Here is a 23,480-nt window from a genome sequence, read left to right on the forward strand (position 1 = left end):
CTCTTATTGATTGTTTGCAAAACGAGGAAGGAATACTTTGACTTCTAAACCACCATCGTTAGCATTATGAATGGTTAAATCCCCACCATGAGCTCGAACGATATTACGGGCAATGCCCATTCCAAGTCCGTGGCCATCTTTATCTTTTGCTAAGCGATAATAAGGCTCAAATACCGCGTCTTGTTGTTCCAAAGGAATCCCTTTCCCTTGATCTTTAATAATAAGAACCAAAGCATCTGATTCGTCTGAAATTAAAACAGTGACACGTTCGCCATATTTAACGCCATTATCAATGAGGTTAGTAAAACAACGTTTTAGAGCTAAAGGCTTAGCCATTAAAGGGGCAATTGGTTTTTCTAAAATTCTTACTTTTCGTTGTTGTGAATTATGACCTTCTGCAATATGGTGCAAAATATCTAATACATCAACAGTGACAAGATTTTCATGTAAATCCGTATCTCGAACGCATTGAAGCGCCCCTTTAACCATCATTTCTAACTCATCTAAATCGCGATTAAACTTCTCTATTTTGCTTTCATCGTCAATAAGCTCTGCACGTAAACGAAGTCGAGTAATTGGGGTTTTTAAATCGTGAGATATTGATGAAAAGAGCTTTTCGCGATCATCAATATAACGCATTAAACGAAGCTGCATTCGATTGAACGCTCGGGTAGCCGTAACAATTTCACTGGCTCCCTCTTCTTTAATTGGAGGCTGATAAATATCCAAACTTAGCGCATTAGCAGCATTAGCTAATCGCTTCAAAGGCTTCGTTTGTTTACTGATCATTAAATACGTAAAAACTAACAATAATAGAGTCGTAAATAGTAATGAAAAGACCTGATGACTTGTCATGATCTGATCTTCTAGCATCATATAAGGCGCTGGTAGTAATGCTGCAATATACAACCATTGGTTATGTTCAAGTTGGATCTGAACAACCAGTATTGGAGGACTAAGAGGCTCTAGGCTTAACGTATAATGAGCCCAAGACTTAGGTAGATCGGACAGTAAAATATCATTTTTTAAAACATGCAACGTTTCAGGTCGTGAGAACTCAACCTTAATCTGATCTTGTTGCGGTAATTTATCGTGTAAAACTGTCTCAAACGTTGAGATAGCCGCTTGCTTTAACTCGGAATTAGCAATTGGTGTAATACGAATTTTTTCAGAGTTAAATGACACAAAAAAACGTGTTCCGCCCATATTGCGCAGTTGATCTAGCACTATATGACGATACTCTGTTGGTAATGATTGGAAGAAATTAACTGTAGAGGCAAACATTGTTGCCATGCTCGCCGAGGTAGATTCCAATCCTTTTAAATCCCTTTGCTTAGACTGACTATACCAAATCATGGTTGAGATCAGTTGAGCAAAAAATACAGCCAGTAAAGTCAGCCATAATGTTCTTGCCAACAGTGATTTAGGCCAAATAGATTTAAGTTGCATTGAAGGTTACCACCAAATATTGCGATGAGATGATTATACTGAAGATAAGATAAGAGTCTGAAATCAAGCTGTGACTTAGCTCAAGGTTCTACTATTACATCCCGTTGAAGACTAGATAGTGAGCACCATCTCCTTACAATACAGAGATAACCAATAACGTCAAAAACACAAGTGCTTAAAGAGCACGATAGTAGAGCTTATATACCTTGTTGTTACTGGGATACACACTAATCTTTAATGAGATAAGAATGAAATTTTTAGATAAGCTAAAAGCAAAATTGGGGTTAGAGATTGAACCTCAGATTCCATTAGATGAAATGGCAGAGATTATTTTTCAAGCATTGGGAGGAGCAAGTAATATTGAAGATATTGGCGCATGCGCAACTCGTCTTCGTATTGTGATTCGAGACCCTCAACACTTAGATATTGCGATAATTCGTCAAACCAAACCATTTGGTATCATTCGCTTAGCTGATACTCAATTGCAAATTATTTACGGGGTAAAAGCCAATTTACTCAGTCAATATATTAATGAAAAATGCGATACGGCCAAAATGCCGTAACCCGCTATAAAGTACATTAATAAACCCAAGTAACAATGAGCTACTTGGGTATAAATGTAACTAAGATTCGTAACTGACATCGGCGGTAAATATATACCCATTACCACGACTGGTCTTAATTAAACGCTGAGTTCGCCCTTTATCACCTAACCGTTGACGCAAGCGACTTAAAGCCACATCCACACCTCGCTCAGAGGCTTGTACTTCTCGTCCACGAGTAGCATAAGAAATAGTATCTCGATCGAGAATCTCATTTGGTCGAGAGAGAAATAACATAAGAAGCGCATAATCGCCACCTGTCAATTCATGCTCATGACCCTTTTCGAGGTTGTACAATATATGAGTTGATGTATCTAACCGCCAGTTAGCAAAGCGAATAAATTTAGGCGTAGCAGGTGCTTGTTGCGTTTCTGTCGGCTTAACCCGGCGTAACAAAGCCTTAATGCGAGCCATTAATTGACGAGGACTAAACGGCTTAGCAATGTAGTCGTCCGCTCCGAGCTCTAAACCGATAATTTGGTCCATTTCATCTGAGACAGCTGTCAGCATAATAATTGGAACATCAGAAGTTTTACGGATGTGCTGACATAAGGTAAATCCATCATCACCGGGCATCATCACATCAAGCAATATAAGATCTGGTTCTCCTGCTGCAAGTTTACGCTTCATCTCTTCGCCTTCGGCGGCAGTTACAACATGAAAACCAGATTTTGTTAAATATTCATCAAGCAGCTCTCGGATTTCTTGGTCATCATCTACCACCAGAACCTTTTTGCCTTGACTCATTCGTAATCCTTCTCACATTAAACTAACTAATTGCTATTAAAATAAGAACTTAATCTCATTGTCCTATATTTGAGCATTATTTTAACAATTTGTCAGCTTAAAGTATTCTATTCGGATTACCAATGTTCAACTTCTGTGATTTCTGCTTTGATCTGATAATTAGAAAACGAAGGAACCTTTAATTTAATAGGTAAACCTTGTTTCTGTGTTTTAGCTCGAAGGTATGTTTCGGGCATACGTTTAATAGCTGACCAAACCTTTACACTCTCAGAAGCTAAACTCTTACCATTAGCATCTGCAAGGGTAATATTCATCTTAACTAAGACAACAGAATCCGTTCCTTGGTTAGTCAGTCCTACCGGAATAACCAACTCATTACCTTGATAATAGGCTGGCTGTAAAATGGCATCGATACCACTTTGTGACAACTGAAGAATAGGCTTACTAGAATTGAGTTTAAATTGAGTTCCAACGACAGTATTAGTAAAAGGTACTGCAGTCACCGGAGCTAGTTGTGCACTGGCTTCGAGCACCTCAACTTCAGGTTTAGCGGTAGTAGCTTGCTGTTTTTGAACATATTGCCAGGTAAAATCATCGTTTAATTGAATGAGTCGTCCATCTTTAAGTTCCACAACTTGTTGTGCTGAAACACTTGCAGATAACAATCCTAATACTGCTGCACTTATCAATCGATACTTCAAATGCATGGTAGCCTTCCTAACTAATGTCGATTCAGAGGTTAAAAATATCACTTTTTAGGTGAAATGATCTAACTTTGATTTAGAACAATTGTCTGTGAATACAAGTTCTATCAGTATATACCCGAATCGTTTCAAGGATTGAAATTGAGGGGAATCGTCATTCTCTACCTCAAAAAATATAATAAAGATAAATACTTAGGCTAATAATATGGATGCACGAAATCTTATATATCAAACACTAGCGGAACAATTAAATATCAATGAACATGATATTGAACAGCGCAAGATATCACTTTCATTTGTAGAGCAAGATGAAGTAAATCTTCAACAATGTCTAAAATGGTTAGAGCCACTGATACCTCAAGTGGTACAAGAGTTTTACCAACATCAGGTTTCAATTCCCGAAATAGCATTAATTATTGGTGATAAAGACACATTAAAACGCCTGCATTACTCTATGAGCCAATATATTACCGAGCTTTTTTCTGGTAGCTACGATATGGACTATGTTGCGAAAAGGCTTCAAATTGGTCGAATCCATCAAAGAATTGGGGTAACGCCCAAGCTTTATTTATCGGGGATTAATCGCCTACAACATCTACTTGAAGATATTATTCGTGATTATAGTGAAGACGAACTGCAAACCAATCAAATCCTAAGTTCGCTTAAGAAACTCATGTATTTTGATAATCAACTGGTTTTTGATACTTACATTTCGACCCTTCAATCTGAAGTTATTGTTGCGAATAAGCAGCTAGAGAGCTATGCCAATAATCTTGAGCAAATTGTTTCTGATCGCACACAACGTTTAGAAGAGCTGGCTCTAAAAGATGCATTAACATCACTTTATAATCGTCACTCTTTCCAAGAAATAGTAGATAAAAATATCAGCTATGCAGAGCGGACGTCTGGCTGGGGAAGCCTGCTTTATCTTGATATTAACCGTTTTAAAGAGGTCAATGATACTTTCGGTCATCAAGCTGGTGATCAGGTACTTATTGAGCTTGCCGATAGTATGCGAGAAACACTTCGAAAATCGGATTCGGCAGCACGACATGGGGGAGATGAGTTCTGTATTTGGTTACCGAATACCGCATTAAAGAAAACTCAAATTTTGGTGGAACGTTTATGCCGACATTTCGACCAACATAAATCCCATGATGTCTCTCTGAGTATTGGGGTTACCTCGGTTTACCCTGAGCATTATTTACCATTTGAGAAATTACTCATTGAAGCCGATGAATTAATGTATCAAGCCAAAAAAATTGCTCATCAAACCCATCAAAATGAAGTGATGTATCATCAAGATTTGAGTACAGTAACCATGTTACAGAGTGCAGGATAATCAAATTAAAATGGCGTAAGGTTTCGCCTCACGCCATCATCAATTTATTAATATAACGATATTATTGTTTCTTTAGAGAATAATTATCAGCAAGAGGCCCCGTTACACGATTCCCTTCCTTATCTAAACGGAATAGACGGTTCTCTCCAACAAAATAGTTACTATCACTTTTACCATCAGCAGATTTTAGTGAAATTGTATTGCCCGCTTTATTCCAAGTAAATACACCACTTGATACAAAATGACCATCCTTTTTACCCTGATACGTTTCATCAAGTGTATAGTTACCATCAGCTTTAATATCTAAGATGGTTTCAATACCAGAGCAATCTGCACAAGGTAAAATCCCCGTGTAAGAACCAGGCCAATCCAGTGAGTTTTGCGCATTATGTTGGTCAACAGCAGCAGATGGCTGCGATGCTTGTTGATCACATCCAACCATGAATAATCCAACCGCTAAAGCTAAACCAATTACTTTTACTTTCATCGCAACTCCTATTCGACTTATCACTCCACAATTAATTATCGTAAAGTATTTCGTAATTCTAATAGAGTAGACCGTAAAGTTAGTAAAAAATTGTTCTTGCTAAGTAAATCTATTGTCAATTCGTTGTCAAAGCAACACATACAGCGCAATGATTATGGTATTACTTACTATAAAGTCTAATATGAAACCTCACAGGAAACATATTCATAACTTACATTGCCTAATAATTTTGATTGCTTCTGATACAACACAACTTGTGAGCCAACAGGGCACTCTTGGCCATTTTTTAGCTCTATATCAATAACTTCGTCTTGCTGTAACAAATCAATATGCACATGATAATGTTCATCCGTAAGATCATGCACTTTTTCTACATCAAGGACTGTTCCAATCACAGTTTCAGCTTCATATGTTGTTGCACCAACAGCAAGGATCGCAATAACTAAAATAAAAAATGAGCCCCATAACAATCTGATGGCCAAAACCGATCCTTTTAACGATTGTGAGTGAAAGTCGGACACTGCTATTTACCTAACACTTAACGCTTATATCACTGCTATCAATAAGCTTCTATTTTAACAAAACCTGACACTACAGATCTTGACTTTATAAATATGATTATTAGTAAGTGATATTACACTAAAGTTCCGTAGAATGGATCGAAGGCAACGAAATAGTTTTACCCTTTTGTATTCAAGCCGCTTTAAGGCATGAGGTTAGACGAAAAAACTTGGTTTACTTCCCATCTGGCGCACTTTACGAATCAAACAACGCCCTAATTTGCTGATATATCCAGACCATCACAGGCCCTTTTGCTTTATCTCTTCGTTTCACAATGCCCATCTCAACCCACAGTGAATCAAAAATATTATCGGTCGATAATTCTACAAGATCATCGATATACCACTCAGCTCGTGCTACATGTTCTGGAATCAGAGCCCAACCAATATTTCTTAGCACCAGAGCAGTAATATGATAATAGCTGTCGATATGCCAATGGCGCGACGATATTGGGGTTTCACTGCGATTTCCTATTCTGTCACGAATAACAAGCTGACGATATTGATTGAGCTGTTCTATCGTTGGAATGGGGTACATCGCTAATGGATGCTCTTTCGCAACCACTAATGTCTGCTTAAAATCATTAATAAGCGTAAACTCTAACCGACTTGGTAATTCATTAAGATAAAACATCATACCAACATCAGCTCGCCCCTCATCAACCCAAAGTGCAATATCATCTTGAGAGCCATTAATTATCGTCAATTTTAAATCGGGAAATTGGCTTGCAAGCTGAGTAAAAAAATCTTCAAAAGTGACGACTGGAACCGCTTCATCAATTGCAATAGTCAAGGCAATCTCTTGTCCTTGAGTTGCATGCCCGGCTTTAGCTTGTAACCTTTCGCACTGCTGTAATATGCCTTTTGCGTCCTCATAAAGCTGCTGACCCGTTTCTGTTAATATCGGTAAACGGCCACTTCTATCAAATAACTCAATACCAAGATCGGCTTCTAAATGCGCTATCGCAGTACTGACCCGAGATTGCGCTTTTCCCAAACGACGCGCTGCAGCACTAAAAGAGCCTGCCTCAACAGCAGAAACAAAAGCAATAAGCTGATCAATTGTCCAATTCATAGCTATACATCACACCCAATCTATCCGATATACAGATAGATACTAACTTTCGCCTATCCCATAAACAAGGATAATAATATGCAATAAAGAAGGAATAAGCATTATGCACGCACAACATATAGAACAAAGCGCTTCTATTGGTAAAACTTTTGTTCGCTATACTATTCCCGCTGTAACAGCCATGTTAGTCAGTGGGTTATATCAAATAATTGACGGCATTTTTGTCGGACATTACGTTGGTTATGAGGGCCTTGCAGGTATTAATATGGCATGGCCTATTGTTTTTATTTTATCCGGGTTCGGCTTAATGCTTGGAATGGGGGCTGGCAGCTTAATCTCTATTGCTCGCGGTGAAAATAAACAGCAAGAAGGGCAAAAAGCACTGTTGAGTAGCTTTCATCTTATGGTGATTTTGGCGCTATTAACACTTGCTCTATTATCTGCATTTGCCCCTGTGATGTTGCTTGCTCAAGGGGCGACAATCACAACCATGTCATTAGGGCTCGACTATATCGATGTCTTTACTTGGTGTTCGCTGATCACCATTATGGCTAGTGCCATGCCAATGCTCATTCGTAACGATGAAAGCCCAGCAATTGCAACTGGTTTAATGATCTTAGGTGCCTTACTTAATATTGCCTTCGATTATATTTTTATCGGTCACTTCAATATGGCATTACAAGGCGCAGCTATTGCAACCATATTAGCCCAGCTCTGTGTCTGTTTGGGGGGTATTTATTACTTCTTATCAAAACATTCACAGCTCAAACTCAATATCGAGTGGCATAAAATAGATCCAGCAACAATGAAGCAAGTTGTCAGCTTAGGCTCCTCTTCTTTGGTGATGTATTTATACGCTAGCTTTGTTGTTGCCTTACACAACTACCAATTTATGCAATATGGCTCTTCAATGACGGTTGGAGCTTATGCCATTGTCGGTTATCTAATGACATTATATTACTTATTAGCCGAAGGGATTGCAGAAGGGATGCAGCCTCCTGTTAGTTATTATTACGGTTCAAAGCAAGCAAACAAAATAAAGAAAATGTTTGTATTAGCGTTAAAGTGTACGCTTATTGCGGGTATAAGCTGGGTATTGTTACTCAATATATTTCCGGAAACCATGATAGGACTATTTAATAATAACAATAGTCTTCTATTAGCAGAAACAACCAAAGGCATTCAGCTTCATTTATTTGGCCTTTTCTTAGATGGTTTTATCGTGCTTGCTTCAGTGTACTTTATGTCGGTCAATCAAGCAGGGAAAGCACTTACCATTTCCGTTAGCAATATGCTGATTCAATTACCATTTTTATACCTGCTGCCGAAATGGTTAGGCGTTGATGGTGTTTGGATGGCGGTGCCACTTTCAAATATTGCCCTTACCGCCATTGTCGCACCTATGGTATGGAAAGATATTCAGCACCGTAGTAAAGATTGGAACAAAGCAAATACATTGCGGTTTACCCACTCATAAGTAAGCGATGTTAAAAATGGAAAGCGCTACAGCCGAACCAAAGGTTTTAGCGCTTTATCCCAATAAGGTGGTTCACCAATATAATGTTTAAAAAAGCTAATGGCCGCCGATATTTTTTTAGGTAAATGCTTACGACTAGGATATACCGCATAAAAGTGCATTGCTTGATCGGCTTCCCAGTCAGGGAGTAGTTGAATCAATTTACCTTGACGAAACTCATCAGTTAATAGATACGTCGCCAAATAAGCAATTCCCCAACCTGAGATACAAGCATCACGGACCGCTTCTGCCAAATCCACACGATAGTTACCAGATACCGTCACAAAAAGCCCTTCAGTCCCTTTATTAAAAGACCACGTATTATGACTATGATGGCGACTTTGGTAGGTCAAACAATTATGCTCTTGCAGCTCATTAGGGTGAGTAGGCGCAGGATGATGAAGTAAATATTCAGGTGATGCTGCGACAATAAAACGAGTATCCGCTAACTTTTGCGCAACATAACCTTCTGGAATATTTTCAACATTGGTTATCCATAGATCGAGTCCATCTTCTACCATATTCGCTTTATGATCGAACAAACTGACTTCTACATGCAGCTCAGGGAATTGTTTACGTAAATGCTCAATCGCAGGGATGATATGCATGGTGCCAAAAGATTTAGAAAGACCAAGTCTTAATACCCCAGATACCTCATTGCGAACATCACCTACCATGGCGTCAGCATCTTGAATCGTATTAACCAATTTTGCACAATATTTAGCATATTGAACCCCTTCTTCTGTAAGGGTGAAACTGCGTGTTGTACGTTGAACTAATTTCACCTCAAGATCAGCTTCTAATAGACCAAGCTGTTTACTCACATGAGAAGTCGAAACGCCTAATGTTAAAGCGGCCTGAGTAAAGCTACCAGAAACAACTAAAGTGTGAAAAATAGCCATACGGCTGGCTCGTTCAGGTAACACGGATTCATTCCTTATTAGCAAGAGTTTCAGTAAGGGAAGCCAAGTCTACGGAGTGAAACTCAAATGTCACTCTCAATTCATGTATTTTTTCTAATATTATCTAAAATTTAGCTTATTACTGACATTTGGTAACTGCCATTAACTCATAGTACACTGTTCATTATCTGACAATAACAACAATCCCAAAGGCTTGTATCAACAGCAGCCTTTATTATGAGAAAGACATATGCATGAAGAAATGATTGGCTTAACCCTAGCCGGACTCGGTGTGCTCGGGTTAGGGTGCCAGTGGTTAGCATGGCGTTTAAAACTGCCTGCAATTTTATTTCTATTAATTGCGGGTATCGTCATTGGTCCCGTTACTGGTATTTTTCAGCCCAATGACATGTTCGGCGATTTACTGTTCCCTCTAATTTCACTTTCTGTCGCTATTATCTTATTTGAGGGAAGCCTAACTCTTAACTTTAAAGAAATTCGGGAAGTTAACAAAACCGTTCAAAGTATCGTTTCTATTGGTGCCGTGGTAACTTGGCTAATCACTAGTACCGCGACTCATTACCTATTAGATCTTTCATGGTCGATGTCATTCTTATTCGGAAGTATGACTGTCGTTACAGGACCAACCGTTATTGTTCCCCTGCTAAGAACGGTTCGCCCACAGGCAAAATTAGCCAATATCCTGCGTTGGGAAGGTATCCTTATCGACCCTATCGGTGCTCTATTTGTCGTACTTGTATATGAGTTTATGGTCTCAAGCAGTGAAGTACATAGTTTAGAGGTTTTTGCACTGATCTTAGCGGTTGGACTTATTTTTGGTGCGCTTGCTGGATGGTTTATTGCTGTTGTGTTGCGCCGACATCTACTGCCAGAGTATTTACAACCATTTGCCGTACTGGCTGTAGTTCTGGGTGTATTTGCAGGCTCTAATGCCATTGAGTCAGAAGCTGGCCTACTGGCTGTAACTGTTATGGGTATGTGGTTGGCTAACGCTAAAGAAGTCAACATTCAGCATATCTTACACTTTAAAGAAAACCTTACTATTCTGTTGATTTCAGGACTTTTCTTATTACTTGCCGCTCGTATTGACCTCACTGACTTTAAAGCCTTAGGTTTCAGTGCTGCGGCTTTATTTATCATCATTCAATTTGTGGCGCGCCCTGCTTCTATTTTTCTTTCTACGCTTCGAAGCGGATTAGAGTGTAAAGAAAAACTGTTTTTAGCATGGGTGGCCCCAAGGGGTATCGTTGCTGCGGCAATCTCATCTCTATTTGCAATTAAGCTCTCTCAAGCAGGTATAAAAGAAGCTGAACTGCTGGTTCCTCTTACCTTTATGGTTATTATCGGAACCGTTGTCCTGCAAAGTATCTCTGCTCGTCCAATGGCTAAATTACTTAAGGTTGCAGAACCCTCACCTCGTGGTTTCCTTATCGTTGGAGCCAATGATGTTGCTCGAACCATTGGCATCGAGTTAAAGAAATATGATTGCCGAGTCGTGATGACCGATTCTAACTGGGACTATATCCGTAATGCTCGTATGGCAGGCCTTGATACTTATTATGGCAACCCTGTATCGAGCCATGCTGATGAGTATTTGAACTTGATTGGAGTCGGCAAAGTTCTGGCAATGACACCAGATAAGCATCTAAATGTGGTTGCTTGTATGCATTTTATGAATGACTTTGGTGAACGAAGTGTTTACAGCTTGTACGGTAATCGCAGTAATTCAAACTTTAATGAAAAGCACTACGCAGCACAAGAACGCCATGGATTAACACTTTTCAATCAAGATGTTAGCTACAAAAAACTGGCAAGCTTTATCAATCAGGGGGCAGAAGTTCGCCATACGAAGATTAGTGAGGCATTTAGCTTAGAAGATTATTACGAGCAGTATAAAACAGCCCAGATCATCCCATTATTTGCGGTCGATCCTAAGCTGAATATTCACGTATTCTCAAGTACCATCCAGCCCGATGTAAAAGCTGGTTGGACAATGATCTCCTTAATCAAAGAAGCATAAACTTTTCTGTAAATAACACAACTAAGGCATAGGCATACCACCTGTGCCTTTTTTGTACTCAATTATTACCATATAGTAAAAGTAATTTATAATACCAGACTATTATCATTAAGAGGGAAATAAATATAATATCTAAATCCAAGGTGCTTGGGCATATCTTCTAATTAAATATTAAAAATAGAGCAAATAAAATGGGTTGGATTTTTCTTTTACTTGGCGTTTTGGCTGAAGCAACATCACATGTCGCCCTTAAAGCAACGAATGGATTTACCAATTGGTTACCAAGTACCATAGTAATTTTAGGGCATTTAACAGCTTTTTTATTTTTAGGCCAAGCGATGAAAAATCTACCTGTTGGTATTGTACATGCGTCTTGGGCCGGAATGGCCATTGTACTGGTGACCGTGATGTCGAGCTTTATTTATAAACAGCAACTGGATCCCAAAGTTTGGATTGGCATGATTGTTATTGCTATAGGTATTGCCATTATTAATTTATCAGGCGCACCTCATAGCGATTAATCTTAATGAGTTAATACGTTAAAGGTATTGGAGGTTACAATGGATCAACAAAGAGCCGAAAATCTCTACTTTTATATGAGACAACAACATAAGTCTCAATTAGAAATTAATACCATGATTGAAAAAATGAGACTGACTTATGGTATTAACTTAGAAAAGTTAGACCTACGCTATCGCAAACAAATCGGTTACTCCCCTAACCGATTTGATATTAATAACTATGGCACTGCTGGATCTCGAACAATGAATCAAACTCGAGGTATGCAGCAAGTTTAATTTGTATCATAGAGAAAGAAGTGGCTAGTATTCTAGATATACTAAAGTGATCTCAAGGATGCTGTCATGAAACAATTAGTCGCTTTCTTTCTCATATTATTGAGTTCTTTCACTTGGTCTTCCCAAGCTGAACATATTTTTATTGAAAATGCATGGATGCCAATCGCACCAACAAATAGTACAGTTAGGGCTGTATATCTCTCTATCCAAAATAACAGCAATCACTTAGCGAAATTAACAAAAGTCCATAGCCCAAACAGCCAAACAATTGAGCTTCATACCCACCAGCATCAAGACGGTATGATGAAAATGCGTAAGTTGGACTATATTACTATTCCAGCAAATGGAAAAATCACCCTCAAACCACATGGGGATCATCTCATGTTATTTGATTTTCATACTACAGATAACTTTCCCATTACCCTTGAATTTGCTGATGGTTCACACATTACGACCACAGTAAAACAAACTAAGTAATTTTTGACAGTCGAGCTATTACTCTCTGTTTCCAATAACGAAATTCATTATAAGCTCGAAGTCCAGCTCTGATGATACAAGTTTGTTGCCGTGATGATGGTAAAAGTAAATTACTCTGTAAAGGCCCTTTTTCTAAACCAAGAAATTGCATTTGGTGTGGGGATAATCCCTTGAGATAACTAATATCGACCAGCATATGGTTATAGCGCCCTGACCGGATAAAAGCCTTAGCTAACCGAATATGAGGGGAAAAATAATGATAGAACACAGCATTTCTAGCTTCATTATTTGGATACGTTTGTTGATGTAATCCTTGTGGATCAAATAGAAAACACGTACCTGCGCGACCAACAATCTTATGCATCGCATAGTCTTTAGCGTCTTGGTGAAACCTTTCTCCAACCTCTATTCCGTTACTCTTTAGGTGAGAGCCTAAAACATAACCAAAGGAGCCTGATTTCACATCTTGTAAATAACATCCTAGCTTTAATGATTTAGGCGGTAATTTATCTTGATAAAATTCAGTGCAATACCATTCATCGCGATGTAAGGGATGAAAGTCATAATTAAACGGCAAACTTTGCCACCCTTTGGCTTCTTGTAAACAGGCATCATCACCTAAATACTGAGAAACCATGGTGTACAATAACGGAGCAATGGCTAATTGAACAAATGTTGGATGAAGCGCTAATACTTGATCAACCATCAAACGATATCGATCTGTCTGATAGTAACCTTGCCAAGTATTACAATTAGGCTGATTTAGTTGCTGTGCAAATATCACCTGCATGGCTTTTAATTGTTCTTTAGAAATCAGGTTAGGAAGGACAACTACGCCATCTTGACTAAGTTGCCTGAGAAGATCCTGAGCACACGTCATAACATACCTTCTCTAGCTGACGACTTAATAATATGGGGTCATAATGTTGCCAAAAATCGCCCTTGGGTTCATAGCGCTTGTTTGGATTTGAACACCAGTATTGATAGGCTGACTCTAATTGTTGAGAGTAGTTATCAGCATCAACCATAACCACTTTCCCACCATATTGAAGTAAAAATTGCTTAGTTTCACCTTTTGGCAATTCTGCAATAATCATTCTTCGGCTAGCCACATAATCAATCGCTTTTGTCGCTAAATGAGTATCTTCCAAATCTAAATCGGGCAAACCTTTTTGGATAAACAATGCATCACAATCTGCTAAATATTTCAGCATCTTATCTTTATTTAACAAACCTAAATTTCGGACTTTATCTTCTATTTTTAACTCATCAACTAAAGAGAGAAACTCAGGATGATCATCACCAATATTAATAAATCGGAAATCAAATGATGCTTGACTAAGGTGCGTTAATATTTGCTTGGCAGAACGACGAAAACCATCCCAAGTACCACTATAGCCAATAGTAAAAACACGTTTACTATCACAGCAACTAGAGCTTCTGTTAGAGGTAATATCTAATGGCCAATCGAAACTATTTGGAATGTAGCTCACTGCCACTTTAGGGTATTTACTTTGATAAGAATGCAGATCAGCTTTAGAGGTCACCACAAGGGCTGATGCTTGAGCTAAAACTCGACTTTCCCAGTGCTGGTAATCGTATTCCACAAAATAACTCGCATGAGTCCAGCCATCACGAAAATCCAGAACTAACGGAATAGAAAAAAATTTGGAAAGATAATATCCCACCACACTGCTACTAAATGGAGGACAAGTAACAAGAATCACATCGGGTTTATCTTGTTTAATTAAATGATAACAATGCCATAGGGTAGGAATAATCCACCCCCACTGCATATCAATAAACCAGTAACGTTTGGCAATTTTATTATCTTGTTCAGGTAATGTACGACCAAATAATCGATATAGACCTTTATGAACAATCGTTGGATATTTCCATAACCAATCAATATTCCACGACTTTACGGCATCAATAAGCAAAGTGTTAGGAGCAGATAAGGCATCTTTGCTTTGTTGAGTAAAGCGATTACGGCGTTTTTCAGCGATAACTGTCACCTTGTGATTGAACGTTGTTAGGTGAGAGGCAAAACGGCGGGTACGGTGTGCTCCTACATTCAAAAGTGGAGGCGAAAAATAACTGATATAAAGAATCTTCATATTGCGCTCTACCACCTTTTATTTTAACTGACGAATCACTCGCCCGGGATTACCTGCAAACAATACATTTGGAGGGACATCGTGAGTAACAACGCAACCGGAAGCAATAACCGAACCTCTACCGATTAATACAGGTTTTACAATATTACAACTGGTACAGATCCATACATCATCTTCAATCGTTAAATGGCCTAATTCAGGCGTTTTGTCTCGATGGGAGCTATCTGTGCTGTGTCCTGCATGAGAGTGTATACTTGTTCGTCCAGCAATTTTCACATTGTTGCCTATGGTGACACTTAACCCCACAATAATGCTGGTTTGCCAACCTAGATAACAATTATCGCCTATGATTAACCTGCTAGGCGTATCAGGATGAGCATGAATACTTAGTGCTCCATTCAAACAGGTATTTTGACCAATTGTGATTTCAACTGGGCCTCCTATTAAGGGAAAACCATTTTCAAGCTGCAATCGAGGGGCAAACTGGGTCAACCGAGCTTGCAACATAGGTAAATAAAAAATGACATTAACCAATCTAGCCCATACTTGTTTAATCAATTGGTATAACAAATAAATAGGTCGATAAACCCAAACCATTCTAGGTAATTGCCCATCACGGATTGTTATGACGACTGAATAAAGACAACGACTAAATAGCGAGTTACGCTGTTTTATGTATGAACGTACACGATAAGTCCACATACCACCTCCTATTTATCGTCATCAATCTTTTACTCATTTAAGAGTTGGCAATATTGCCTATGAGTCTTCTTGATTTGATTATGAATATCATATTTCTGTCTAACCCATGCCTGTGCTTGCTCCCCTGTCTGTTTCAACAACAAAGGTGACCGATGAATTCTTTCAAGCAATTTTTGTACCGAGATCATATTATTATAATCAGCATGCCAGCTATGAAGATCATTGGAAAATAGATCCTTAAGCGCCCCTACAGGCTGAGCAATAATCGGGCGTTGTGTTGCCATGGCCTCAACTGCACTATAGCCAAATGCCTCATACCAATCAGAGGGGACCAAAACCAAATGTACTTTTTTCAATACCACAGTCACATCATTAAGATAACCATAAGAAATAATATTATCTGTTTGCTCTGGTAATCGATGAATAACCTTTTGTAATTCCCCCTCTCCCACCAGATGTAAGCGAGCAAAACGGGCTATCTCTGGTAAAGAAAATAGAGATATCAATTTATTAACCCCTTTTTCATTAGATAAAGAGCCGATATAACAACACTCTAAATATTGAGTAACTTCAATTTGGGGAATTGGCCTAAACCGTGTCAAATCAACACCGTTATCAATATGAACGACTTTAATGGGGGGTAATAAAGAGCACAACCAAGATGAAGTAAACGACGATACGGCAATAACACGGGATAACGGTAGTGCTAAAAGAGATTGTTTTACTCGCAGATAAACGTTGATTTTTGGTTTTTTCAAAAGCGAATTATGGCAAGTTAAGATGACTTTTTTAGCCAAACATTTAGCCAATAATATATGTCGATGCCCAATGCCATAAAAATGGAAATGAATCAGATTCGGTTGATATCGCAAAAAATATTTAGCGAGATCGATGCTTGAGTGAAATATTTTAACTTCATAGCCGAGAGAGGTTAAACAGCTCGATAATTCCTTATCAATGCCTCTTACTAAAAGAATATATTGATGTGGACTGTGGGTTGGTAAATGGTAGAGAAAATCAAAAAAACTGCTGCCCTGTTTTAGAAAAATATCGCAAACTAGCACAATATTAGCCATATAGAACCCACCATTTCCCTCTCTACACAAGATATTTCAATATATAATTACTGTAGATGAAAATAGCGGGCTCTAGTATTTTTTTAGTCCAACAAATGAATATATCTGACTATATTTACACTTGAGTAGAGTGTCCAACCTCTTTAGCATCATGTTGCTTCGCAAAATCAGCTAATTGATTAAAGTCTTTAGGTTGCCAAACCTGTTTCTTTTTAAGCTCAGCTGGTAGTAACTCAAACTGTTTTTCTCGATCAGCTGAATGAAGATACAAATCTGTCCATTGTTCACTGTTATCGCCATTACTTAATTGCGCTGTTAACTGCTCAAGTTCGCCATTTGCTACACCATTTGGCTGTAAATCAAGACGTAGTCGATAGTCTCGCTTTAGTACAACCCATTTTTGCGGTAATCGCTTAGAGCTATCCCACCACTGACCATCTAAAGATGCCATTTTTTGTTTCGCTTTATCTGCAGAAACAATATCTAAAGCGATTAATTTTGCTTTTAAATTCTGAGTAAATATTTGAGAAAATGTTTGTTTAGAAATAGATGGCTGTTGTTGCAATATGTTCATCGCAACTTTAGCACCAAGCATATTTGAATAAAGATCTTCAGGAGAAAACGCAGAAGCTAGCTCAGAGAAACCGCCGACAGATTCAAGACCAAACCATTGAGCTATTTCGTGCCATTGAGCTAATCGAAATGCCATCAAACCAGCTAGTTCAACACTAATTTGTTGACGCTCTTGGGCCGTTAAACTATGTGTATCCTTTTTAGGTAAATAAACATGACGCGAGCGCAACTCAGGTGTGAGAACAATACTCGTTCCTGAGCCCAGTTTTGAATGGATTTCTTGATATAAGTAAAAGGTAAAATCAGCCGTATCTCGTACATGGGCAATATCAATGAATCCCCCTTTTTGCGTATAAACAATCCCGTTAGTCTCTTTTCCCATTCCTAACAGACTACTTGAAACACCTTGCGAACCATCATTATAGACATGAGATCCTAAGTCTTCGATGCCTAAAATATTACCAATAGAAAAGAATGGAACGGGAACACCGCCTACTTCTGCTTTTAGGTCTTTACCAAAAGCGCAACACGGGCGCACACCTACAGGCGCATCCATTGCATTAACTGAACCAATGAATAAAAGTAATCCAGCACCAAGTATTAGTTTTATGAGTTTTATCATGATATTAGCCACTAAAACGCTTCATTAATATTGAAATAGAACCCGCTACTATCCTTGCCAACAGCATAATCTATTCGAACATTAATTCGAGGTTTAAAGGTAAAACGGTAGCCTATCCCTGCTGATGGTAGCCAAGAGTCTGAAAATAACTCACTGCTTTTCGGCGCAATATTACCGCCGCCAATCCAAGCCACCATGCCGTGTCGATAATTAAAACGATGCCTCAACTCTATTTGGCTAGATAGCTGATAACGATCTCGATATTGCCCAGTATAATATCCACGCATACGATCATCATTTCCCATCTCAGCATAACCATACCAAGGGATATCACCATCAACCTTTTGACCGTGAAGATCCCAAGCGAGTACATCACTATCGCTTATTTCAACATATTGACGATAATTGATCGTCAGGCGTTGGTAATTTTGGTCAGATCCTAAACTTTTACGGAAATTAACCCATTCAGCAAACAGAAGCATGCCATGGTAAGGGTTGGGCTCAAAATCTCGACTGTCGTACTCAAAGGCAGTGCTAATACCACTACTTCGTTGATCTTCCAATTGGTAAGCAGTCAGCAAATTACTATCAATTTTTTGTTTCGCGTAACTTTGAAAATCCCATCCTAAAGTCACATAGGTATGCGGTAAAAACTGATAAGAGATTTTCGGTGCAACTTTAAAAATACGTCCTTGATATTCACTTTTATTACGATCATCTTCCGCTGCTTTTTTCCCAATACCCCAATAATACTGTGGGGAATGGCTGATCCACACATCACCAAGGAGGCGTAGTCGATCGTGGTTTAGATAGGTTCGATTCTCAAGTCCTAGTCCGTATGAACCCGTGGATGAGATATAAGATTTGATCGCTAACGTTGAATAAGGGGTTGTTTCCACCCAATCTGAAGGTGCATATAAACCAACAGCCGCAATACCAAACCCAACACCTTGTTCTGGATTGGCAAAAGGACCAGGAAGTACGCCCCAATCGATTCCCTGTGAAACATCAATAGTATCGCTAGAACCCAATTGAGTCAGAAAATTATCAATCCAATCCTGTTGCGGCTCATTTTCAGTCGCATATAAATAAGGACTATTGACCATAATAAGGGAAGACAGTAATAGTTTTTTCAACAAAAGGTCCCTTCCTTAGTAGCGAAAATCAATTGAGACAAAGGCACTTTGACGATCGCCAAAGCCAAATTCTGCTAATAAGTTTAAATTGGGATTGATCTGATATTGAGCCCCCATAATAGGATTCCACTCTGTCGTTAGACGCTGCTCAATATGAAATTCACCATCTTTCACAATTGGATTTAATGCACTTGGCAAGCCCAATTCACTTAATTGTCCAGATAACGATTGTTCGACGTCTTGATACATCGCACCACCCCAAATTCGAAGTGGAACCCCTAACTTATGAAAATCATAACCGACACGAGGACTGATCACCCAAGCATCAATATTACCGTCAATCACAGTCAATTGAGTTTGAGTATAACTGGCATCAACTAACCCAAACCAATTTTCGTAACCACCTGCTAATACGATACCACCACCATATAGATAACCATCAAGATCAAGAGAAAAGTTATCAATTCTACCTTTTATTTTGTGATCTGGTCGCCCTGGTAATAAGGGTTTAACAGAAACAGCGTAATTAACTGAAGTTTCAGACTTACCTGTCATTTTACCAGCAAGCGCATAAACATTTAGAAATGGAAATAACCACATGTCAGCACGAAGTGTTACAACTTCACTGGTTTGTTTACCTTTTTCTGCTTGCATATCAATACCACGGATAAAATTTGGTAAATGCAACCCAGAAAAACCTATGCTATCGACTTGAATCCCTTGTTCTAGCGACATATAGCTTAAATTAAAACCAATAGGCTTAGGCAGATCATAACCAAGTGCTTCTGCTTTTTCTTTCCAGATAGGTAAAGAAAATGATTGGGCAAATGCACTAGAAGAAACTGCTAGACCACACAGTAAAGGAATAAGACGACGTTGCATACAAAGACCACAAAAAGGAGAGAATAAAGGAGATAGGGATTATTGTATCTTGTACAGCCAAAAAGTAAACGTGTAAGTATACATTTACTTCTAGTCATTCACAGGAAGAATAAATAAAATATCGCAAACGATAACGCCATTGATATGAATGATATATCAATGGCGTTTTAATTAACTTAGCATAATTGAATATTGTTGCTACCAAGGTCTACAACTTATCGTACACCCATTTGGGCTTTATATTTGACAACAGCTTGCTCAAAAAACTCACGCTCATCATCATCAACAATATTATTTAATAGCTCAGAAAAAACCTCAGGACCTGCTTTTGCGTTACTGACTTTCCAAACCGCATAAGCAGCCTGCTTATCCAATTCAATTCGATTTTTTTCTGCATCAGACAGTAATGATAAGTTATGCATTAACCTTTATCTCAATATCCAAGAAACGTACTCGGGGTAGTGTATCGGATCCATTTACATATCAGAACCCCAGCTGATATTTAAAAAAGATAAAAAATGCAATCACAATAACAAACACCAAGCCAACACTTGCCAATGAACTGACTTTCTTTAAAGATGGCGCATGTAATATATCTTGAAGATCAACATCATCTTCTAGGCGTTGTTCTTTAAATTCTTCGATCAATTCTTGATAAATGACTTCTATCTTACTCGATGAATCCAAAACTGAATCAATAACTTGAGCTTCAAACCATTTACTGTCTTCAATAAGATCAGGATCTTTTACCCATGATGCGGTATATAGCTGTCCAGTTCTAGACTCGATAATTGAAATCAGGTATTCGTCATTTTGACGAGCTAATACCCAACACGGTAAGTGGCTATTCTCTCGTCTAATTAAAGAAGGGAATGGGTATGTTTCATCATCGGATAGATTGGTTAATAATGATGAGCTAAGTAGGTGGAAAGGAAATTGTTGAACACTTTGAGTCAACCAATAGTACAAATGGCGATTAAATACTGCTTGTCGTAATGGAGCAATACGAGCTAAACCACGAAGCCAATACGCTTTAAAAAAGTCAGAAGTCATATGGATATTTTGAGCTCGACAAACGCTAACTTTTAATTTTTGAATGGGGCAACCCGCTTCATCAACAAACAGAGGATCGATAGTTAATTCGTTATCTGTCGGCTGCCAATATACAAACTTAAACAGGTCGGTTAACTTATCATTTAACCTATCTACTGTTTGCAAATATAAATCATAGTTAGTCATTCAATCCAACTCTCTCATCCATGAACTATTGATTTTAGATTATATCGTCATCTAAAGAATTCATCTTTGATAACAACCTCAAATTAGAAAAACTCGTCTGAAAATTTATAAAAAATTCCTTTCTATAAGCATCAAAATCACAAGAATAAGCGGTTTTACATCAATGTAATCCATTACACCTGCAATTTACTAAATAGACTAACCAGAGATTAAACCAAGCAGGAAATAGTAGATAAAAACAAAATAAATACAGCTAGTTAAACCAATTTCAATATTGATATTTACCTTACTAATTTTAAATTACCGTCCTAAAAAGCAAACGTTTACCATCACCAAATCAACAGATTTAGTTATCACCTGCTATTTTTAGCATAAATAGATTACAAAGTGTGATATAGATCTCATGGATATAAGTTGGTTTTACCTAAACTTGTTGGCAACGAAAAGCACATCAATTTGGAATTTCCTCCTTAATAATTCCCAATTGACATATGAAAAAGAGCTTTGTCATTTCGGTAGAGACTCTTCACTGCTTTAATTAATTAGATAACATCTTTTTAGGAGCTCATATTATGGCTACTCCACATATCAACGCTGAGTTTGGTGATTTTGCAGAAACAGTATTAATGCCTGGTGATCCACTTCGCGCTAAATTCATTGCAGAAACGTACTTAGAAGATGCAAAAGAAGTATGTAACGTGCGTAATATGTTTGGTTACACTGGTACCTATAAAGGCCATAAAATCTCAGTAATGGGCCACGGTATGGGTATTCCATCTTGCTCTATCTATGTTCATGAGTTGATCAAAGATTTTGGCGTGAAAAATGTTATCCGTATTGGTAGCTGTGGCGCAGTTCATGATGACGTAAAACTGATGGACGTAATCATTGGTATGGGTGCATCTACCGATTCTAAAGTAAACCGTATTCGTTTTAATAATCATGATTTTGCTGCAATTGCTGATTTCCACCTACTTGAAACAGCGGTTAGCCAAGCTCGCAGTCAGAATGTACCAGTACGCGTAGGTAATGTGTTCTCTGCCGATCTATTCTACAGCCCAGAAGTTGATCTATTCGATAAAATGGAAAAACTCGGTATTTTAGGTGTCGATATGGAAGCGGCTGGCATTTATGGTGTAGCAGCAGAACTAGGTGCAAAAGCCCTAACCATTCTTACTGTTTCAGATCATATTAAGCGTGGTGAAAAATTGAGTTCAGAAGATCGTCAAAAATCATTTAACGATATGATGAATGTGGCTCTTGAAACGGCTGTAAATCTATAAGTACCTCTTTTGCAGTTTGGACGCCTACCCCGACGTCCATTCTGCTTTTTATTAATGCGTTCATAACTTATTCTTGAACCATTCTGAGCAGATGCTCAATATCAAAATTCTGTTGTCCCGCCTTGTTATCAGTAACGGTATTCAATCAATAATCGCTACATTCCTCTCAATCATAATAATGATAACTAGGACGTATTTTTCTAACTTGCTACGATAAGCTTTAGTGCAAGGATTAGGTAATGATGACCATGAAGCAAGATCCAATATCAAATCAACAATGTCTTCCTCCTGCGATCCATGGATTGCAATTTAACCATTGTAAAACAATTGGATGCAGTCGTTTTGGCTCAACAAATGAAGATCACTATGTGTTTCAGCGTACTAATCCAGCTAAACCCGCTCTTATTTGTCGTGAATGTGGCGCATTTCCACCAATCTTAAGTAATCCTGATGTTGTTGCTGAAGCATCACGTTTAAAAATAGCTCAAAGCAGTGGATTGCCTGCCTGCAGTAATCTTGACTGTGAAAACCTTGGCCTACCCGTATTAACCCATCGTCATCTTTATCATGCTTTTGGTTACAGTGGTGATCGACAACGTTATCGCTGTAAATGTTGCCAACATACCTTTGTTGATCGCTGGTCGGGTTTCAATCAAAAGCACTTAGTGCAACAAAAATTATTGGCCATGCTTTTTACTGGACATTCTGTTCGCGATATTTGTCGCCGCCTAAGCATGAACCCAAAATCTTTCTACGATCAACTCTCACATATAGCCAGTCGCTGTCGCCGTCAATTAGCTATGTTTGACGGCCGCTTATTTAAGCATGCTCATTCTCTAGCTCTTGCATCTGATATACGACCATTACAACCATGCAGTGACAATGGCGTATTATGGATAGCAACCAGCGAAGCTCAATCAGGCTATGTTGTTGGCCAACACACCAATTTTCAGCCTGAAGAAGTAACAGAGCGTTTTGAGATCCACGATGCCTATACTATTGGTACCCGTTTTATTGCACCACATGTAAGTCCCATTTAGAAATGTCATGTTTGAGCCAGATTGAAATGTCATGTTGAACTAACTTCAAAAGACGCTTTTTCTTTGCTGTTTTGGAGCCTGTGGATGTTGTTAACCATGACTGATAATGAA

General features: G+C 38.4%; 25 protein-coding genes. 9 read left to right on the forward strand and 16 right to left on the reverse strand.

All coding sequences use genetic code 11. The features are described 5' to 3' along the window. Positions 1-3: 3 nt before the first annotated feature. Positions 4-1,449 (reverse strand): ATP-binding protein, encoded by a 1,446-nt coding sequence (locus tag CTN07_RS13395; RefSeq protein WP_005305978.1) that lies wholly within the window; start codon positions 1,447-1,449, stop codon positions 4-6. 248 nt (positions 1,450-1,697) lie between these two features. Here CTN07_RS13395 and CTN07_RS13400 point away from each other — a divergent pair, with 248 nt between their 5' ends. After that, a complete protein-coding gene (locus CTN07_RS13400) occupies positions 1,698-2,012 on the forward strand; it encodes a PTS sugar transporter subunit IIB (protein WP_050787829.1) in 315 nt (104 codons plus the stop codon). A 60-nt stretch (positions 2,013-2,072) separates the two neighbouring features. On the opposite strand, the gene CTN07_RS13405 is transcribed toward CTN07_RS13400, so the two are convergent. Together CTN07_RS13405 and CTN07_RS13410 are read right to left on the reverse strand one after the other, a co-directional pair. Further along, positions 2,073-2,798 (reverse strand): response regulator, encoded by a 726-nt coding sequence (locus tag CTN07_RS13405; protein ID WP_005305982.1) that lies wholly within the window; start codon positions 2,796-2,798, stop codon positions 2,073-2,075. Positions 2,799-2,914: 116 nt separating this feature from the next. Beyond that, positions 2,915-3,505: a DUF3157 family protein gene (locus CTN07_RS13410; protein WP_005305984.1), complete on the reverse strand. Its 591-nt coding sequence runs from the start codon at positions 3,503-3,505 to the stop codon at positions 2,915-2,917. Positions 3,506-3,707: 202 nt separating this feature from the next. On the opposite strand from CTN07_RS13410, the gene CTN07_RS13415 reads away from it, so the two are divergent. Beyond that, on the forward strand, positions 3,708-4,844 hold the full coding sequence (locus CTN07_RS13415; RefSeq protein ID WP_005305987.1) for a diguanylate cyclase: 1,137 nt from the start codon (positions 3,708-3,710) through the stop codon (positions 4,842-4,844). 61 nt (positions 4,845-4,905) lie between these two features. Here CTN07_RS13415 and CTN07_RS13420 read toward each other — a convergent pair whose 3' ends face one another. The 3 genes from CTN07_RS13420 to CTN07_RS13430 all read right to left on the reverse strand — a co-directional run bounded on the left by CTN07_RS13420 (position 4,906) and on the right by CTN07_RS13430 (position 6,966). Further along, on the reverse strand, positions 4,906-5,331 hold the full coding sequence (locus tag CTN07_RS13420; RefSeq protein ID WP_036765853.1) for a copper resistance protein NlpE: 426 nt from the start codon (positions 5,329-5,331) through the stop codon (positions 4,906-4,908). Between the two features lie 176 nt (positions 5,332-5,507). Next, entirely contained in the window at positions 5,508-5,813 is a 306-nt protein-coding gene (locus CTN07_RS13425) for a hypothetical protein (RefSeq protein ID WP_036765854.1), read from the reverse strand. A gap of 274 nt (positions 5,814-6,087) precedes the next feature. Further along, positions 6,088-6,966, reverse strand: a complete 879-nt coding sequence (locus tag CTN07_RS13430; protein WP_005305990.1) for a LysR family transcriptional regulator — start codon at positions 6,964-6,966, stop codon at positions 6,088-6,090. A gap of 103 nt (positions 6,967-7,069) precedes the next feature. Here CTN07_RS13430 and CTN07_RS13435 point away from each other — a divergent pair, with 103 nt between their 5' ends. Continuing rightward, positions 7,070-8,443, forward strand: a complete 1,374-nt coding sequence (locus CTN07_RS13435) for an MATE family efflux transporter (protein WP_005305993.1) — start codon at positions 7,070-7,072, stop codon at positions 8,441-8,443. A 26-nt stretch (positions 8,444-8,469) separates the two neighbouring features. Here CTN07_RS13435 and CTN07_RS13440 read toward each other — a convergent pair whose 3' ends face one another. Next, on the reverse strand, positions 8,470-9,408 hold the full coding sequence (locus tag CTN07_RS13440) for a LysR family transcriptional regulator (protein ID WP_005305995.1): 939 nt from the start codon (positions 9,406-9,408) through the stop codon (positions 8,470-8,472). A gap of 226 nt (positions 9,409-9,634) precedes the next feature. On the opposite strand from CTN07_RS13440, the gene CTN07_RS13445 reads away from it, so the two are divergent. The 4 genes from CTN07_RS13445 to CTN07_RS13460 all read left to right on the forward strand — a co-directional run bounded on the left by CTN07_RS13445 (position 9,635) and on the right by CTN07_RS13460 (position 12,699). Continuing rightward, positions 9,635-11,425 (forward strand): cation:proton antiporter, encoded by a 1,791-nt coding sequence (locus tag CTN07_RS13445; RefSeq protein ID WP_005305996.1) that lies wholly within the window; start codon positions 9,635-9,637, stop codon positions 11,423-11,425. 191 nt (positions 11,426-11,616) lie between these two features. Continuing rightward, the gene (locus CTN07_RS13450) at positions 11,617-11,946 is read left to right on the forward strand and encodes a DMT family transporter (protein WP_036765855.1); all 330 of its coding nucleotides are present in this window, start codon (positions 11,617-11,619) and stop codon (positions 11,944-11,946) included. Between the two features lie 39 nt (positions 11,947-11,985). Beyond that, a complete protein-coding gene (locus CTN07_RS13455; RefSeq protein WP_036765856.1) occupies positions 11,986-12,222 on the forward strand; it encodes a hypothetical protein in 237 nt (78 codons plus the stop codon). Positions 12,223-12,288: 66 nt separating this feature from the next. After that, positions 12,289-12,699: a copper chaperone PCu(A)C gene (locus CTN07_RS13460; RefSeq protein ID WP_050787830.1), complete on the forward strand. Its 411-nt coding sequence runs from the start codon at positions 12,289-12,291 to the stop codon at positions 12,697-12,699. Here the strand turns inward: CTN07_RS13460 and CTN07_RS13465 are convergent. The 9 genes from CTN07_RS13465 to CTN07_RS13505 form a co-directional block, all read right to left on the reverse strand. Continuing rightward, a complete protein-coding gene (locus CTN07_RS13465; protein ID WP_005305997.1) occupies positions 12,692-13,579 on the reverse strand; it encodes a phytanoyl-CoA dioxygenase family protein in 888 nt (295 codons plus the stop codon). The two genes, CTN07_RS13460 and CTN07_RS13465, sit on opposite strands and share 8 nt — an antisense overlap. After that, entirely contained in the window at positions 13,545-14,816 is a 1,272-nt protein-coding gene (locus CTN07_RS13470; protein ID WP_005305998.1) for a glycosyltransferase, read from the reverse strand. The genes CTN07_RS13465 and CTN07_RS13470 overlap by 35 nt, the downstream gene beginning before the upstream one ends. Before the next feature lie 18 nt (positions 14,817-14,834). Then, positions 14,835-15,518: an acyltransferase gene (locus CTN07_RS13475; RefSeq protein ID WP_005306000.1), complete on the reverse strand. Its 684-nt coding sequence runs from the start codon at positions 15,516-15,518 to the stop codon at positions 14,835-14,837. Positions 15,519-15,547: 29 nt separating this feature from the next. Then, on the reverse strand, positions 15,548-16,594 hold the full coding sequence (locus CTN07_RS13480; protein WP_005306003.1) for a glycosyltransferase family 4 protein: 1,047 nt from the start codon (positions 16,592-16,594) through the stop codon (positions 15,548-15,550). Positions 16,595-16,709: 115 nt separating this feature from the next. Continuing rightward, complete coding sequence (locus CTN07_RS13485; protein ID WP_005306005.1) at positions 16,710-17,789, reverse strand: DUF4056 domain-containing protein; 1,080 nt, start codon at positions 17,787-17,789, stop codon at positions 16,710-16,712. A gap of 11 nt (positions 17,790-17,800) precedes the next feature. Continuing rightward, positions 17,801-18,895 (reverse strand): BamA/TamA family outer membrane protein, encoded by a 1,095-nt coding sequence (locus CTN07_RS13490; protein WP_050787843.1) that lies wholly within the window; start codon positions 18,893-18,895, stop codon positions 17,801-17,803. Positions 18,896-18,940: 45 nt separating this feature from the next. Beyond that, on the reverse strand, positions 18,941-19,807 hold the full coding sequence (locus CTN07_RS13495) for a TonB-dependent receptor (protein WP_005306011.1): 867 nt from the start codon (positions 19,805-19,807) through the stop codon (positions 18,941-18,943). A gap of 215 nt (positions 19,808-20,022) precedes the next feature. Next, positions 20,023-20,229 (reverse strand): DUF3283 family protein, encoded by a 207-nt coding sequence (locus CTN07_RS13500; protein WP_036765858.1) that lies wholly within the window; start codon positions 20,227-20,229, stop codon positions 20,023-20,025. A gap of 61 nt (positions 20,230-20,290) precedes the next feature. Next, positions 20,291-21,046: a hypothetical protein gene (locus CTN07_RS13505; protein WP_005306017.1), complete on the reverse strand. Its 756-nt coding sequence runs from the start codon at positions 21,044-21,046 to the stop codon at positions 20,291-20,293. 572 nt (positions 21,047-21,618) lie between these two features. Here CTN07_RS13505 and deoD point away from each other — a divergent pair. Both deoD and CTN07_RS13515 read left to right on the forward strand, forming a co-directional pair. Then, on the forward strand, positions 21,619-22,329 hold the full coding sequence (deoD, locus tag CTN07_RS13510) for a purine-nucleoside phosphorylase (protein ID WP_005306019.1): 711 nt from the start codon (positions 21,619-21,621) through the stop codon (positions 22,327-22,329). Between the two features lie 239 nt (positions 22,330-22,568). Further along, positions 22,569-23,369, forward strand: coding sequence for a hypothetical protein (locus CTN07_RS13515; protein ID WP_005306021.1), 801 nt, complete (start codon positions 22,569-22,571; stop codon positions 23,367-23,369). The last annotated feature ends 111 nt before the right edge of the window (positions 23,370-23,480 follow it).

It is taken from the genome of Photobacterium damselae, from assembly GCF_003026815.1.
Taxonomy (GTDB): Bacteria; Pseudomonadota; Gammaproteobacteria; order Enterobacterales; family Vibrionaceae; genus Photobacterium; species Photobacterium damselae.

Excerpts from the sequence above, each read along its gene's own strand:
- CTN07_RS13415 (WP_005305987.1), top strand. The coding sequence starts at position 3,708 with ATGGATGCACGAAATCTTATATATCAAACACTAGCGGAACAATTAAAT.
- CTN07_RS13480 (WP_005306003.1), bottom strand. The coding sequence starts at position 16,594 with ATGGCTAATATTGTGCTAGTTTGCGATATTTTTCTAAAACAGGGCAGC.
- CTN07_RS13410 (WP_005305984.1), bottom strand. The coding sequence starts at position 3,505 with ATGCATTTGAAGTATCGATTGATAAGTGCAGCAGTATTAGGATTGTTA.
- CTN07_RS13400 (WP_050787829.1), top strand. The coding sequence starts at position 1,698 with ATGAAATTTTTAGATAAGCTAAAAGCAAAATTGGGGTTAGAGATTGAA.
- CTN07_RS13405 (WP_005305982.1), bottom strand. The coding sequence starts at position 2,798 with ATGAGTCAAGGCAAAAAGGTTCTGGTGGTAGATGATGACCAAGAAATC.
- CTN07_RS13475 (WP_005306000.1), bottom strand. The coding sequence starts at position 15,518 with ATGTGGACTTATCGTGTACGTTCATACATAAAACAGCGTAACTCGCTA.
- CTN07_RS13465 (WP_005305997.1), bottom strand. The coding sequence starts at position 13,579 with ATGACGTGTGCTCAGGATCTTCTCAGGCAACTTAGTCAAGATGGCGTA.
- CTN07_RS13470 (WP_005305998.1), bottom strand. The coding sequence starts at position 14,816 with ATGAAGATTCTTTATATCAGTTATTTTTCGCCTCCACTTTTGAATGTA.
- CTN07_RS13460 (WP_050787830.1), top strand. The coding sequence starts at position 12,289 with ATGAAACAATTAGTCGCTTTCTTTCTCATATTATTGAGTTCTTTCACT.
- CTN07_RS13450 (WP_036765855.1), top strand. The coding sequence starts at position 11,617 with ATGGGTTGGATTTTTCTTTTACTTGGCGTTTTGGCTGAAGCAACATCA.
- deoD (WP_005306019.1), top strand. The coding sequence starts at position 21,619 with ATGGCTACTCCACATATCAACGCTGAGTTTGGTGATTTTGCAGAAACA.
- CTN07_RS13500 (WP_036765858.1), bottom strand. The coding sequence starts at position 20,229 with ATGCATAACTTATCATTACTGTCTGATGCAGAAAAAAATCGAATTGAA.
- CTN07_RS13435 (WP_005305993.1), top strand. The coding sequence starts at position 7,070 with ATGCACGCACAACATATAGAACAAAGCGCTTCTATTGGTAAAACTTTT.
- CTN07_RS13490 (WP_050787843.1), bottom strand. The coding sequence starts at position 18,895 with ATGGTCAATAGTCCTTATTTATATGCGACTGAAAATGAGCCGCAACAG.
- CTN07_RS13420 (WP_036765853.1), bottom strand. The coding sequence starts at position 5,331 with ATGAAAGTAAAAGTAATTGGTTTAGCTTTAGCGGTTGGATTATTCATG.
- CTN07_RS13445 (WP_005305996.1), top strand. The coding sequence starts at position 9,635 with ATGCATGAAGAAATGATTGGCTTAACCCTAGCCGGACTCGGTGTGCTC.
- CTN07_RS13430 (WP_005305990.1), bottom strand. The coding sequence starts at position 6,966 with ATGAATTGGACAATTGATCAGCTTATTGCTTTTGTTTCTGCTGTTGAG.
- CTN07_RS13395 (WP_005305978.1), bottom strand. The coding sequence starts at position 1,449 with ATGCAACTTAAATCTATTTGGCCTAAATCACTGTTGGCAAGAACATTA.
- CTN07_RS13455 (WP_036765856.1), top strand. The coding sequence starts at position 11,986 with ATGGATCAACAAAGAGCCGAAAATCTCTACTTTTATATGAGACAACAA.
- CTN07_RS13485 (WP_005306005.1), bottom strand. The coding sequence starts at position 17,789 with ATGATAAAACTCATAAAACTAATACTTGGTGCTGGATTACTTTTATTC.
- CTN07_RS13505 (WP_005306017.1), bottom strand. The coding sequence starts at position 21,046 with ATGACTAACTATGATTTATATTTGCAAACAGTAGATAGGTTAAATGAT.
- CTN07_RS13515 (WP_005306021.1), top strand. The coding sequence starts at position 22,569 with ATGATGACCATGAAGCAAGATCCAATATCAAATCAACAATGTCTTCCT.
- CTN07_RS13495 (WP_005306011.1), bottom strand. The coding sequence starts at position 19,807 with ATGCAACGTCGTCTTATTCCTTTACTGTGTGGTCTAGCAGTTTCTTCT.